The following is a 13,294-nucleotide window of genomic DNA, read 5'->3' on the forward strand; positions in this document are numbered from 1 at the left end:
AATTTTTAGTTCAACTCAATTTTCAACCTGTGGGGGTATAATTTTGATAGGATACAAAGCTTAATGGAGAAAGTTACGAACATCAGTGAAAAACATGGCAATTTTATTCTCATTTGCAGCTGCTATCACGTCTTGATCTTTCAATGAGCCACCTGGCTGAATTATAGCTGTAATTCCATGCTTTGCACTTTCTACTATACTATCTGGAAATGGAAAAAATGCATCTGAAGCAAGCGCTGCGCCTTTACATTTTTCACCTGCTTTTTTTACTGCAATATTCACACTATCTATTCTGCTTGTTTGTCCTGCACCGATGCCAATAGCACAACCGTCTTTTGCTATCACTATTGCATTGGATTTTACATGTTTACATATTTTCCAAGCAAAAATAAGATCTTCCTTTTCTTTTTTTGTTGTAGTGCATTCTGTCACTCGGTTTATTTCTTCTACTTTTACTGTATGGTTATTATTTTCTTGCACTAAGAACCCGCCAACAACATTTTTGATTTGATATTTTGCATTTTGCTGAAGAGATTGATGAATAATCACTCTTAAATTTTTCTTTTTTTGTAAAATTTTTAGTGCCTCATTGTTTACCGATGGTGCTATCACCACTTCCAAAAATATCTCGTTTAATTTCTCTGCTAGCTTTAAATCTATCTCCCGATTGAAAGCAACTATTCCACCAAAACTGCTTATTTCATCACATGATAGAGCTTTTTCATATGCTTTTAAAGCACTATCACTAACAGCAGCGCCACATGGATTATTGTGCTTTATTATCACTGCTGCAGGTTCTTGAAACTCAGAAATTATGTTAAGTGCAGACTCTATGTCGACTATATTATTATAGCTCAACTCTTTTCCATGTATTTTCTCCAGTGGATACTTGCTAAATTGATTGCTATAAAATGCAGCTTTTTGATGAGGATTTTCACCATATCTGAGTCCTTGTGCTTTACATCCATATAAAGTAAAAAACTCTGGTAACTCATTGCTTTTACCCTGTGATAAAAACCAATTGTAAATATTAGAATCATACTGTGCAGTCAGAGCAAATGCTTTAGTTGCTAGATGTTTTCTATATTCTAATGTTGTCTGATTGTTATTTTTGATCATCTCAGCTTTCAGTGTTTCGTAATCTTGAATGCTAGAAATCACTGAAGTGAAATGAAAGTTTTTTGCTGTAGCTCTAATTAATGCTACTCCACCTATATCTATTTGTTCTATGATTTGCTTCTCACTTGAGTTGCTATTAACCGTTTTCCAAAATGGATATAAGTTAGTTATAAGCAGATCTATCGGCTTAATTTCTAGATTCTGCATTTCCTTTTCGTGCCTTTTTCGATCACAGAGTATTCCTCCATGAATTTTAGGATGTAAAGTTTTCACTCTGCCATCTAGTATTTCTGGAAATTGTGTGTAATCTGAAACTTCTTGCGTTTTTATTCCCGCACCTGATAGCACTTTATAAGTATTCCCTGTTGAGAGAATTTCTATTTGTTGCTGCATCAAAAACGATGCAAGTTCAATTATATTTGTCTTATCGTATACTGATATTAAAGCTCTTTTAATTTTCATATGGAAGGTTTCTTAAGATTATATCTAAGAAAAGAAAATTTGTCTATATATAGCTACTACGTCATACCACTGCGGTATCTCGTTGTAGATTCCGCTAACAAGCACATAGCTGTACGAACATTGTGATACAAGAGACCAAGAAAGATGTCATCCCAGTCCCCAGACACTGGGATCCAGAAAACTTCACTTTAAATGAGCACACCAGGTGGCTGTACAATAGAAACTGGATTCCAGTGTCAAGCACTGACCATCTACTACTCAAATTACCTGCAAATTGCAATGTTCGTACACCAAAACGCGGTATCTTGTTGTAGATTCCGCTAACAAGCAGCGGAATACCAAATTGTAGAAGTTGCTTTAGCTCTCCTCACCCTCCTTTCAAAGTAGTCTATTCTATAAATTTTTTTGTTAAACTTGATTTTAAGCCACAAACAAAATCTTTAATATCGCAAGGATTTCTTCCTTCCATTTGTACAACTTTAGGAATTAAAGTACCACCTTTTAAACTTATATGCATATTATCATTAATGATCTCACCTTGTCCTGAAGTGAAGGCTTCAAATTCAGCATCAAGTATCTTGATACGTTTATTCTCTACCTTAATGAATGCTTTTGGATAAAATGCTTTAACCTTTCTATAAGCAATTTCACAGGCGTCACTTGCGTAAATTTTATAGTCTTTTACTTTGTCAGCATAACACGCATCGTTATCGCTCTGTTTTAAGGGAACTTGCTTTTCAATTTCGTTTAGTACTTTCAGCAGTAAATCACTACCTAATTCAGACAATTTATCATACAACGTCTTATAATTATCGCTTTTTTCAATAAGAAATTTTTTCTGTTTTAAAATAGGGCCAGAATCTAATCCTTCATCTAGCTGCATAATGCTAACTCCGGTTTCTTGATCTCCGGCTAAAATTGTGTGCTCTATCGGAGCTGCACCGCGCCACCTAGGCAGCAATGATGGATGAATATTAATACAACCATATTTGGGAATATTTAAAATTTCTTTTGGAAGTATCAATCCATACGCAGCAACAACTGCAACGTCTGGCTTAAAATTTCCAAACTTTTCTTGCTCTATCGAAGATTTTAAAGAGGCAGGAGTACATACCTCTATGTCACTTTTTTCAGCAACGATGTGTACTGGGGATTTTGTTAACCTCTGCCCACGTCCAGAAGGTTTTGGAGCTTTGGTATATACTGCTACTATTTCACTCTGTAATTTCAATAGTAAGTTTAACGCACCAACAGCAAACTCCGGTGACCCCATGAAAATAATTCTCATGGTGTTTTTGCTTTAAGCTAACTTACTATTTACAATTTCTATTAATTTAGCAAAATCATCCTTATGATTAACAGCCATCTCAGCAAGAATTTTCCTATTTAAATCAATTTCAGCAAGTTTAAGACCATGCATAAATCTACCGTAAGTAAGTCCATGTTCTCTTACTGCTGCATTAATACGTATTATCCACAAACCACGAAAATCACGTTTACAGGTTCTTCTGTCTCTGTAAGCATATTGGAGTGCTTTTTCAACTCTTTGTAATGCAATTCTATAACAATTTTTTGCCCGTCCTCTATAACCCTTTGCTAGTTTCAATATTTTTTTATGACGAGCATGAGTAGTTACTCCACGTTTTACTCGAGCCATTTTTATTTTACCTCCATTTTGTTAAATACCATAAGGCATATAAAGCTTAACTATACGCGAGTCAGATTTACTAAGAATCGTCGTACCACGCTGATTACGAATATTAGATTTACTTCTCTTTACCATACCATGTCTTTTACCTGACTGAGTAGAGATGACTTTACCCTTAGCTGTAAGGTGAAAGCGCTTTTTGACAGAAGATTTGGTTTTTAATTTTATTTTCGTCATATTCTAAACAAATTTACAAACACCACTATTTAGTTCTTTATTAGTAATTAAGTATGAGTATAGATAACTTTATTAAAAAATCAAATTAAAATTGTATTTTAAAGCAGCTTGAATGTAATCACACCCAGTATATGTGTTATACCTTCTTTATCTCCAATTGGCAACAATACTTGCCTCATTTTAACACTTTCACTTTCTTCCTCTTCGTTAATTGAGCATTTACTCTCTATTACAGTCTCAAGTTTATCAATAACTGCATCTATTTTATATAGCCGCAAAAATGGTGCATCAATTGCATATTTATTATCGATGTACATCTTTTTTTCAAAACCATAAAATTCAATAGCTTTTTCTCCTGCATTTTCACAAATATAACCTCGATCTTTAACTTCAATGATAAAACAATGCTGCCATGACTCCATGATTTCTGCAGTGTCTATTTCATGTCTTTCTGGCCATTCTCTCTCTGATCCTTTTATATCACTCCAATGTTGAGTAACTATATTCACTATTCTTCTTTCTTTGCCTGCATAATTTTCCATTCAAAATTCCACATATAAAACACAGATATGAGGTAAATTTATCGTGAATGTATTGATTTTTTCTTACTAAAGGATGTAGATTATTGAAAATTCTCATCCTGTTTACACAACAGGTAATGATAAATTAAGTATAATAATTAGAGCATAAAAATTATTAAATGAGGAAACTGTAAAAAAATAATAAAAAAATTCTATTTTTGCAATATTTTGGCTAACGAATAGAATTAGTTCCACTTTCTAAAGTTATTGCACTTAATAAATAACTAGATGGAGTTTCTTCCTTAGCACTACTATGGCTTTTATTTTTTCTATTATAAAACCAACATTTAAATGGTACAGCTGCTGCGATAGCTGCTACCAAAGCTACTGCTACTGCTAACATACCTACTGTGAACACTATATTATTTTTCTCGTTTGAAGGTGTTTCCAATAATTTAAACCCTCTCAAGTTTGTATCATGAATCATAGGATTACCCAAAATATTCGTCGTATTTTGAACACTTTCTATATTTCGCATTGTAATTCCATTGCTAGCGTTTGATTTTTTCATTTCTTCCATTACTTGTTTTAAGTTTGGTAGTTCTGTTGTTGTATTTTCAATATCACCAGCTTCCAGCTTTTGCAAGTTCTCATTACTCAAAAACTCTTTGAGATACTTTTCATAAAACTCTTTGGCATTATATCTTTTATAACTTCGTATTTTCCCACTCTTGAGATCAGAAACAAGAATACGATAAGATGTATCGTCAAGCATACATACATACTTAAGTTTTAAATCACCTCCTTCCAATAGAAAATATATTGTTCTGTTTTGTTCTACATCTCGCAATTCTGATTCAATACTAATCCATCTATTCCTTTTTTCTTTATTGATTGATCTTTTTTTTCCTACAGTATTTTTAAATCTTCTTGACATATATGACCCCCAAGCTGACCAATATTTCCTTATGTATAAAAGATAAATTATTTAAGTCCACATCTTTTCACTAAGATTTTTATATTTTTATTATACTAAATAATACATATATTAATATCTGAATTTCTCATTGCAATTTATTATACCTTAGTAAAAACGATATAAAATTAGAGAAAGAGTTATAAAATTTTTTGTAAGACAGGAAAATTTCTTCTCCTTTGGTTCCAGAGCATATAAGTGCTGTAAGAGCTAAGTTGATGGCACTGTTGTGCCATCAAACTCTGGAATCTTACTCGACACTAATTTGAGAAGATAGATGTGCTACTGATGTAGCATTGCTGAGCAAAGATTCTATTTCTGATGTAGATCCGGAATGCTCAAGTTGAGTTTGTTCAGGAAGGTTTTTCATCGCTTTTTCAACATCGTAGCTACCTTCCCTATTTTTTCTGTGCCATATAAAGTATCCTAATCCTGCAAAAGCTACTGATAGAATTACACCCAATATAGTACCACCAGCAATCCCTGCTATTCCTATATACTGTCCTCCATTTATTTCGGGTAATTTAGGCCCTTCCACATCTGTGCTATTAAATATAGAACGATCTAACACTTCTTGTGAATTACTATCAAAACGGGAAACACTACTTATATCTTCAGGAGTAATTCCATAACTAGCATTTGATTCTTCTATTTCATTTATTACGTCATTAATCTCTTTAGTAGTTACTTTGCTTGATGCAAAATCGAATTCTTGTTTTGTTAAAGAAGCTGATTCGATAGTTACATCTTCCTGCATCTGATAATCAATTTCTTCAGTAGTAGATTCTCTCAATTGGCTATTTTCATCAGTTCTTTCTTTTAGCTTTTTTGAACTATCCTTACCCAATTCATCTACAAGGTTTTTTAGATATATTTTCTTAAATTCTCTATAATTATATTCTTTACCTTTTTCTATTTCTCCACTCTTAAGACCTAAAATAATTCCATCTATTGTCGATTCACGAATTGCTTGAGGAATGTCTATTGAATTTACTATTCCTGTAACCAAGCCTATCTCAGCTGCTCTAGAAGATATAGAGAGGTCTTTTACTGTTAAATTCTCTCCTTTAATTAAAAATTCTACTCTTCTGTTTTGTTTTATACTTTCCAAGTCAGATACAATTCTAATTGTTGGACCATCCATCTCCTGCTTATTTGTTGTTTCTCTCTTTCGCATGCTATTCTTAGTGTTTTGGAATTTTTTTGGCATTTCACACTCCTTAAATGAATTAATAAAAGTATTATTTGAATTAACAAATACTTCTCTATGTTAGTGGATAAAATATTTAAACCTATATCTTTTTATTAAAATTTTTATGTAAAAATTACTTTTATTATACTAAGTAATGTATATATTAATATTTAGATTGATAAATTGATTTTACTTCTGTTACAACTTATTATGCATAGATAACCTCAGTAAAAACGATGAAGCTAAACGAAATTAGAGAAAGATTTATAAAATTTTTTGTAAATAATAATCATGAGCAAGTTCCTTCTTCTCCTTTGATTCCAGAGCATGATCCAACACTCATGTTCACAAATGCTGGTATGGTACAGTTCAAAAACATCTTTACCGGCACGCAAAAAACTGAAATGAAACGTGCCGTCTCAAGTCAAAAGTGTCTCAGAGCAGGTGGTAAACACAATGATCTTGAAAATGTTGGCTATACATCTCGGCATCACACATTTTTTGAAATGCTCGGAAATTTTAGCTTTGGTGATTACTTTAAAGAAACTGCGATAGAATTTGCGTGGAAATTTATTACTGAAGAATTGTCTCTTGATAAAAACAGACTATCCATAACTGTTTACCACACTGATGATGAAGCATATGAAATTTGGCGTAAGATAAGTGGCTTTTCAGATGATAAAATCATAAGAATTACAACAGATGATAACTTTTGGAGCATGGGCAATACTGGTCCATGTGGCCCATGTTCTGAAATCTTTTACGATCATGCAAATCAGGATTTGCATGAAGACGACAGAATTGTTGAAATTTGGAATCTGGTATTCATGGAATTTAATAAAGATGAAGAAGGTAATTTACAAAAATTACCAAAAAAATGCATCGATACCGGAATGGGTCTTGAAAGAATAGCAGCTGTTATGCAAAACGTCCATGATAACTATGATATCGACCTATTTTCTGCTCTAATCAATAAATCTCAAGAATACTGTGGAAATAAGGAAAACAAAGTAGCTCATAAGATTATCGCAGATCACCTTCGTGCAGCTGCATTTCTCATCGCAGAAGGAGTGCTTCCTGGAAACGAAGGCAGGAATTACGTATTACGCAGATTAATTAGGAGAGCAGCACGTTATATCCACCTACTTGGATATAATGATTCTTTATTGCATCTTGTTTTTCCTGCACTCATAGATGGCACAAATTTGGCTTATATGGGAGATGTTTATCCAGAGCTAATCAGAGCTAAAAGCTTAATAGAAACGACGTTAAAATCAGAGGAAGAAAACTTTAAAGACACTTTAATGAAAGGCATTAATCTCTTGGACAAATTCACTGCAGATTTAAAATCAGGTGACACTCTATCTGGAGAATCAGCATTCAAACTATATGACACTTATGGATTTCCTTTGGATATCACACTTGATATTTTGAAAGAAAGGAAAATAAATTTTGACCAAAAAGGTTTTGATAATGCAATGAAAGAGCAAAAAGAAAGAGCACGTGCTAATTGGACTGGATCTGGTGAAAAGTCTGTTGAACAAGTATGGTTTAATTTAATTGATCAGTTTGGCAAAACAGAATTTGTTGGTTATGAGCGTGATGAAGTAAAGGATGCAACAGTACTAGCAATAATTTCCTCTAAAAATGAAGTAATTGATTCTGCAAAAGAAGGAGAAAAGATAACTATTATACTTGATAAAACACCTTTTTATGGAGAGTCAGGTGGACAAGTGGGAGATATTGGAAAGTTCCTTCTTGTCATCCCAGTACTTGATACTGGGATCCAGATTCCAGCGTCACGCGCTGGAATGACACCAGATTTAGGCGTAATCATAGTGGAAAATACCAACAAGATTAATGACCTATATTTACACAGATGTATAGTGGAGTCTGGTTCAGTTCGTAAAGGTGATACAGTTACAGCTAGTATTAACAAAAAAAGAAGACAAGACTTAAGAAGAAATCATTCAGCTACACATCTTCTACACTTTGCACTCAGAAAAATCTTAGGTGATCACGTTACTCAAAAAGGTTCTCTAGTCGCACCAAATAGACTAAGATTTGACTTTAATCACAATAAGCCAGTCACTCAGGATCAGCTGTCTTCAGTAGAAGATATAGTAAACTCTCTAATCAGAGAAAATCTTTCTACGTCCACAAAAGTTCAAGGTATGGATGAGGCAATAAACGAAGGAGCGATGGCCTTATTTGGTGAAAAATATGGTGACAAGGTTAGGGTTGTAAAAATTGGAGACTCAAAAGAATTATGTGGCGGTACACACGTGGAACGTACTGGAGAAATTGGTTTGTTTAAGATAGCAGCAGAATGTTCCGTTGCATCTGGAGTAAGAAGGATCGAAGCTTTAACCGGTCAAGAAGCAATCAACTACGTACGCAATAACGAAATTAGCTTAAAAAAAGTTGCAGAATTCGTAAAAGCACCAGTAAATGAAATAATAAGTAGACTCAGTATTTTAAGCCAAGAGCGCAAAGAATTCGAAACCAAAATAAAAAATCTTTATAAAAAGCTTGTCAGTGTAGAAAATATAAAAAGCACTGAAATAAATGGAATAAATTTCGTAAGCCACACTTTCACTGACGTTCCAGGAAGTATAATAAGGGAATTTGTTCTTCAGCAACAAAAATCGAAAACTGTAATAGCCTTCACGGTAACAGAAAAGGATAAAACAGTTTTAATTGTCAAAGTAAGTAAAGATTTAACTAATAAGATCAATGCAAAAGAGCTAGTATCTACTGTAACCAGAAGGGATTGCGGTGGAAATGCCGAACTTGCCCAAACAAGCTGTAATAATGATAATGTTATCACTACTATTGGCAGTAGCTTACAAGAGCTAATGTAGGCTACGCTGTACAGCCGACATAAGAAACAGCGTCCTCATGGATAACACTCTATAAACATTGTTAAGTGTTCCTACGATAACGCATTAAGTATGAACGTTGTGCTCACCAAGAGATGTCAATAATAATAGGAAAGTTCTCTCTTATAGCATCTTTGCTACTAACAATTGCAATTGTTATATATAGCTTGTTCACAATAAATATTGACTATTTAGTACAATACATAATAGTTAAACATCTTTGATGGTAGAGGTAAAATCATGACGATAAAATTTGCAAAATGGAAAAGAGTATTGAGCACAGTCAATGGTAACAAAGATTTAAGTAAAGATAGCGTAATTGAAAAAATACAAGAGAAATTAAGAAGATTTCCAAAGGATTATAACAGGTGGGAGAAAGATAATTTTAATATAGATTATCTGTTTCGCATTAATAGTGATTATAATAATAGCAATGAGGAAGTTGCTTTTGTTACATTTGCCGAGGAGTTTTTACCTGTTAGATATGGGCTATTACATCTCGCTACTTACATAGATTGTGAGCATCTGGCAAAAGCCCTCATAGAAAAAAATGCAAAGGTTGATGTAATAGGTAGTGATGGATCGACTCCTTTACTTTTGGCTGCTAAACTTGGTAATATAAAACTAGCAAAGGTTTTCATAGAAAATGGTGCAAATGTCAATGTAAGAAATGAATGTGAAAGTGAAGACACTCCTTTACATTGTGCTGTTTGCTTTGGCCATATAGAAGTGGCAAAAACTCTTATAAAAAATGGTGCAAATGTTGATGCAGTCAATAAAAACGGAAACACTCCTTTAGATTTAGCTACTCAAGAGAATCAGGTAAAGCTGATAAAAATTCTCAAAGAAAGTGGTACAAATGTTGATGAAGTCAATAAAAACGTGTACATTCCTTTAGGTTGCGCTATTCAAAATTACAATAAAGAAGTAGAAGCTTCATTAGATGATATAATAAAGGAATCTTTGAAAGAAAAAGAGAAAATACAGCAAGTAACTAAAAATGTGATTATTGCCGGTGGAACAACTGCATTATTAGGTACTGTTATAGCAGCGGCACTTCTTGCAACTGAAGCAATTGCAATACCTATAATTATAGCAGTGGTTGCAGTCACAGCAGCAGCACTGGTAGTTGGTGGTGCTACATATATGTTGTTGAAGCCTAGTATTAAAGTTGATGAAGCAGTCTTGACAAATGTACATGAAATAAGTGTTCTCACTGCTTCATAGTAGGGAATTTCAGCTCAGCTATTTGACCTGTCACTTCAGAGCACGACAGTGAAATCTAGCTTTTTATCAATATTTTATATAGTGGAAATTAATTTTTCTGAGTACCAGTATCACAAGTACTGGGATAACAGGAGAAGGATTACTTGAAACTGATCTCTTAAATTACTTTAGCTATAAATATTAAAAAAATTGCCAACTAAAAAAAGACAAATAAATCTCCAAGTAGCGAGCTATATGTGATAACAAGCTCGATTTGGCTGAACAAAGAAAAAATTAAAAGAGACGCCGCCAAACTGAGTTTTTTACTCTAAAAATAAGTATAACAGTGCTACAACTAAGGGAAAGCTAGCAGAACATGATCAGTTGGGTTTAAAGTCTAGATAAAAATCGTTTACAATCGACGCTCAATGTGATAAGTTGAACAAGGTTTATTCCTCGGTAGCTCAGTGGTAGAGCAGTTGGCTGTTAACCAATTGGTCGCTGGTTCGAATCCGGCCCGGGGAGCACTATTTTATACAATCTGTACATTTCACTTTTAGCCCAAAATTCACTACCTTTTTTGTCTCTTAAACAGACAAAACGTGTGAAGTTATATAGGTTTAAAGCCTTTACTATCAAAATGCAAAGATGCCTGCACCTCACTTAGCTTGCTATCTGGCTCCTCTACTATTTTTCTTTTATTACATTTCCTTCTTAATTCAGGTAGAAAATTTTTAGGCAACGTGCTATCAATACTGCAATAATTAAAAATAAGCGAAGTAAGACGTACCAAATTTCCACTCGCCAAAGTTTGTGCACCTCTGTAATTAATGCTGTTATCATATACTTTAAGTGTAATAAGATTTGTAAGATTTCCACTCGCTAAAACTTCCGCACCTTTGTCACTGATTTCATTCCATCCTAAACTAAGCAAAGTAAGATTTGTAAGATTTCCACTCGCTAAAGCTTTTGCCCCCCTATCGCCAATTTTATTATCATATAATTTAAGCTCAGTAAGACTTGTAAGATTTCCACTGGCTAAAGCCTCTACACCTTCATCACTAATTTCGTTTCCTCCTAAATCAAGCGAAGTAAGATTTGTAAGATTTCCGCTTGCTAAAACCTTTGCACCTTCTGTACCAACATAATTGCAACTCAGATCAAGTGAAGTAAGATGAGAAAGCTGAGCTAATTCTTTTATAACCTCATAATTAATTTTTGAACATCGTAAAATAAGCTTTGTAATGTGTGTATTATTTTTTAAAAAGTTTACGAATTTGTTTATATCAATTGTAATGCCTGATGTTGCTAAAGTGTTATCTTTTATATATTGGCTAAAACTCATGTGACCTCCCTACTAAAATTATGCAAGTGTTTTAGTAAACACTTCGGCAACTGTCAATCACTTTAATAAAATATTTTATGAAAAACTCCATATACCATTGCCTCCAAGCAGCTTTTTCTATCTCTTATTTTAACACAAAAGTTGTGAGAAGAGTTTGTTTTTGGTACCATTGAGGGTTTCGATGTTAACTTTTATATGAACTTTAAATCAGTCGTTTTATGTATATTAGATGGCTGGGGTAATGGAATAGAAAATAGTAAATACAACGCTATTAGCAATTCAAATCCACCTTGTTGGCAACATATTAGCTCTAATTATCCAAAGTGCAGTTTATCTGCCTGTGGAACTGATGTTGGATTACCAGAAGACCAAATAGGCAATTCAGAAGTTGGTCACATGAATATTGGTAGCGGTAGAGTGGTAATGCAAAGCCTTCAGCGTATTAATCAAGCAATCGAAACGATAGAAAATAATGCAAATCTACAGAATTTTATTAATGATCTAAAAAGTAAGAATAGCATATGCCATATAATGGGATTGATATCAGATGGCGGTGTTCATTCGCATCAAAAGCACATTTCATCTTTAGCAAACAAAATATCACAGCGCGGAATTAAAGTTGTAATACACGCATTTTTAGATGGCAGAGACACACTGCCAAATTCAGGGAAAAGATGCATTCAAGAATTTACAGAAAACATAAAGGAAAATGATATAAGAATCTCCACTATCTCTGGGCGTTATTATGCTATGGACCGTGATAATAGGTGGGAAAGAACAATTGAAGCTTATGAAGCCATCGCATTTGCAAAGGCGCCTCGTTATGATGATGCAGTATCGCTCATTGATGAAAGTTATCAAAATAATATAACCGATGAATTTATCAGGCCCGCAGTAATAGGTGATTATCAAGGTATAAAACCAGAAGATGGACTACTACTGGCTAACTTTCGTGCTGATCGAATGATACAATTGGCAAGTATTTTGCTAGGCAAAACAGATTACGCTAAGGTAGCAAAATTTTCTTCAATTCTAAGTATGATGCAATACAAAGCGGATTTAAAAATTCCTTATCTCTTTCCTCCTGAATCTTTTGCCAACACTTTGGGACAGATAATAGAAGACAATAAATTACGGCAACTGCGCATTGCTGAAACTGAGAAATATGCGCATGTGACTTTCTTTTTTAATTGCGGAAGAGAAGAACCTTTTCCTGGCGAAGAAAGAATACTCATTCCTTCACCAAAAGTTAAAACTTATGATTTGCAGCCTAAAATGTCAGCCTTTGAGCTCACAGAAGAACTTGTAAAAAAAATTCATTCTCAAGAATTTGTGCTGATAGTTGTAAACTACGCTAACCCTGATATGGTAGGACATACAGGTAACATAAAAGCAGCTGAGCAAGCTGTGCTCGCTGTAGATGATTGCCTTGCAAAAGTACTCAACGTTATCAAAGAAGTGGGTAACGCTGCACTAATTATTACAGCAGACCATGGCAATGTAGAATGTATGTTCGATGAAGAAAATAATACACCTCACACAGCTCACACTTTAAATAAAGTGCCATTTATCGTATGTTCTGATTCTTATAATAATCTAAAATTAAGAGATGGAAGATTATCTGATATTGCCCCTACTATTTTACAGCTACTTGGACTCAAAAAGCCAAATGAGATGACAGGTGATCCATTAATTTTGTAGTGCGC

11 protein-coding genes, 1 tRNA gene and 1 pseudogene are annotated in these 13,294 nt (G+C 33.8%); 5 read left to right on the forward strand and 8 right to left on the reverse strand.

Features of this window, described 5'->3' with window-relative positions:
* Positions 1 to 60: 60 nt before the first annotated feature.
* Entirely contained in the window at positions 61 to 1,581 is a 1,521-nt protein-coding gene (gene purH, locus BVG17_RS02205) for a bifunctional phosphoribosylaminoimidazolecarboxamide formyltransferase/IMP cyclohydrolase (protein WP_006013536.1), read from the reverse strand.
* Positions 1,582 to 1,733: 152 nt separating this feature from the next.
* On the opposite strand from purH, the pseudogene BVG17_RS10485 reads away from it, so the two are divergent.
* A pseudogene (locus tag BVG17_RS10485) lies at positions 1,734 to 1,882 on the forward strand (WPE palindromic element domain-containing protein); the annotation flags it as partial.
* 87 nt (positions 1,883 to 1,969) lie between these two features.
* On the opposite strand, the gene fmt reads toward BVG17_RS10485, so the two are convergent.
* The 6 genes from fmt to BVG17_RS02240 all read right to left on the reverse strand — a co-directional run bounded on the left by fmt (position 1,970) and on the right by BVG17_RS02240 (position 6,173).
* The gene (gene fmt / locus BVG17_RS02215) at positions 1,970 to 2,869 is read right to left on the reverse strand and encodes a methionyl-tRNA formyltransferase (RefSeq protein ID WP_063630561.1); all 900 of its coding nucleotides are present in this window, start codon (positions 2,867 to 2,869) and stop codon (positions 1,970 to 1,972) included.
* Positions 2,870 to 2,881: 12 nt separating this feature from the next.
* Positions 2,882 to 3,238 carry a 50S ribosomal protein L20 gene (rplT, locus tag BVG17_RS02220; protein ID WP_063630562.1) on the reverse strand — a complete coding sequence of 119 codons (357 nt, stop codon included), beginning with the start codon at positions 3,236 to 3,238 and terminating at the stop codon, positions 2,882 to 2,884.
* Positions 3,239 to 3,259: 21 nt separating this feature from the next.
* Positions 3,260 to 3,466, reverse strand: a complete 207-nt coding sequence (rpmI, locus tag BVG17_RS02225) for a 50S ribosomal protein L35 (RefSeq protein WP_010402777.1) — start codon at positions 3,464 to 3,466, stop codon at positions 3,260 to 3,262.
* Positions 3,467 to 3,564: 98 nt separating this feature from the next.
* On the reverse strand, positions 3,565 to 4,008 hold the full coding sequence (locus tag BVG17_RS02230; protein WP_063630563.1) for a PAS domain-containing protein: 444 nt from the start codon (positions 4,006 to 4,008) through the stop codon (positions 3,565 to 3,567).
* Positions 4,009 to 4,219: 211 nt separating this feature from the next.
* Positions 4,220 to 4,924: a hypothetical protein gene (locus BVG17_RS02235; protein ID WP_063630564.1), complete on the reverse strand. Its 705-nt coding sequence runs from the start codon at positions 4,922 to 4,924 to the stop codon at positions 4,220 to 4,222.
* A 289-nt stretch (positions 4,925 to 5,213) separates the two neighbouring features.
* A complete protein-coding gene (locus tag BVG17_RS02240; protein WP_063630565.1) occupies positions 5,214 to 6,173 on the reverse strand; it encodes a hypothetical protein in 960 nt (319 codons plus the stop codon).
* 218 nt (positions 6,174 to 6,391) lie between these two features.
* Here BVG17_RS02240 and alaS point away from each other — a divergent pair, with 218 nt between their 5' ends.
* The 3 genes from alaS (at position 6,392) to BVG17_RS02255 (ending at position 10,768) form a co-directional block, all read left to right on the forward strand.
* On the forward strand, positions 6,392 to 9,019 hold the full coding sequence (alaS, locus tag BVG17_RS02245; RefSeq protein ID WP_063630566.1) for an alanine--tRNA ligase: 2,628 nt from the start codon (positions 6,392 to 6,394) through the stop codon (positions 9,017 to 9,019).
* 258 nt (positions 9,020 to 9,277) lie between these two features.
* A complete protein-coding gene (locus tag BVG17_RS02250) occupies positions 9,278 to 10,264 on the forward strand; it encodes an ankyrin repeat domain-containing protein (protein WP_063630567.1) in 987 nt (328 codons plus the stop codon).
* A gap of 432 nt (positions 10,265 to 10,696) precedes the next feature.
* Positions 10,697 to 10,768, forward strand: a tRNA-Asn gene (locus BVG17_RS02255).
* Positions 10,769 to 10,853: 85 nt separating this feature from the next.
* On the opposite strand, the gene BVG17_RS02260 is transcribed toward BVG17_RS02255, so the two are convergent.
* Positions 10,854 to 11,588: a leucine-rich repeat domain-containing protein gene (locus BVG17_RS02260; protein WP_063630568.1), complete on the reverse strand. Its 735-nt coding sequence runs from the start codon at positions 11,586 to 11,588 to the stop codon at positions 10,854 to 10,856.
* 195 nt (positions 11,589 to 11,783) lie between these two features.
* On the opposite strand from BVG17_RS02260, the gene gpmI reads away from it, so the two are divergent.
* Positions 11,784 to 13,289 (forward strand): 2,3-bisphosphoglycerate-independent phosphoglycerate mutase, encoded by a 1,506-nt coding sequence (gene gpmI, locus BVG17_RS02265; RefSeq protein WP_063630569.1) that lies wholly within the window; start codon positions 11,784 to 11,786, stop codon positions 13,287 to 13,289.
* The last annotated feature ends 5 nt before the right edge of the window (positions 13,290 to 13,294 follow it).

Source organism: Wolbachia endosymbiont of Laodelphax striatellus (genome assembly GCF_007115015.1).
Lineage (GTDB): Bacteria > Pseudomonadota > Alphaproteobacteria > Rickettsiales > Anaplasmataceae > Wolbachia.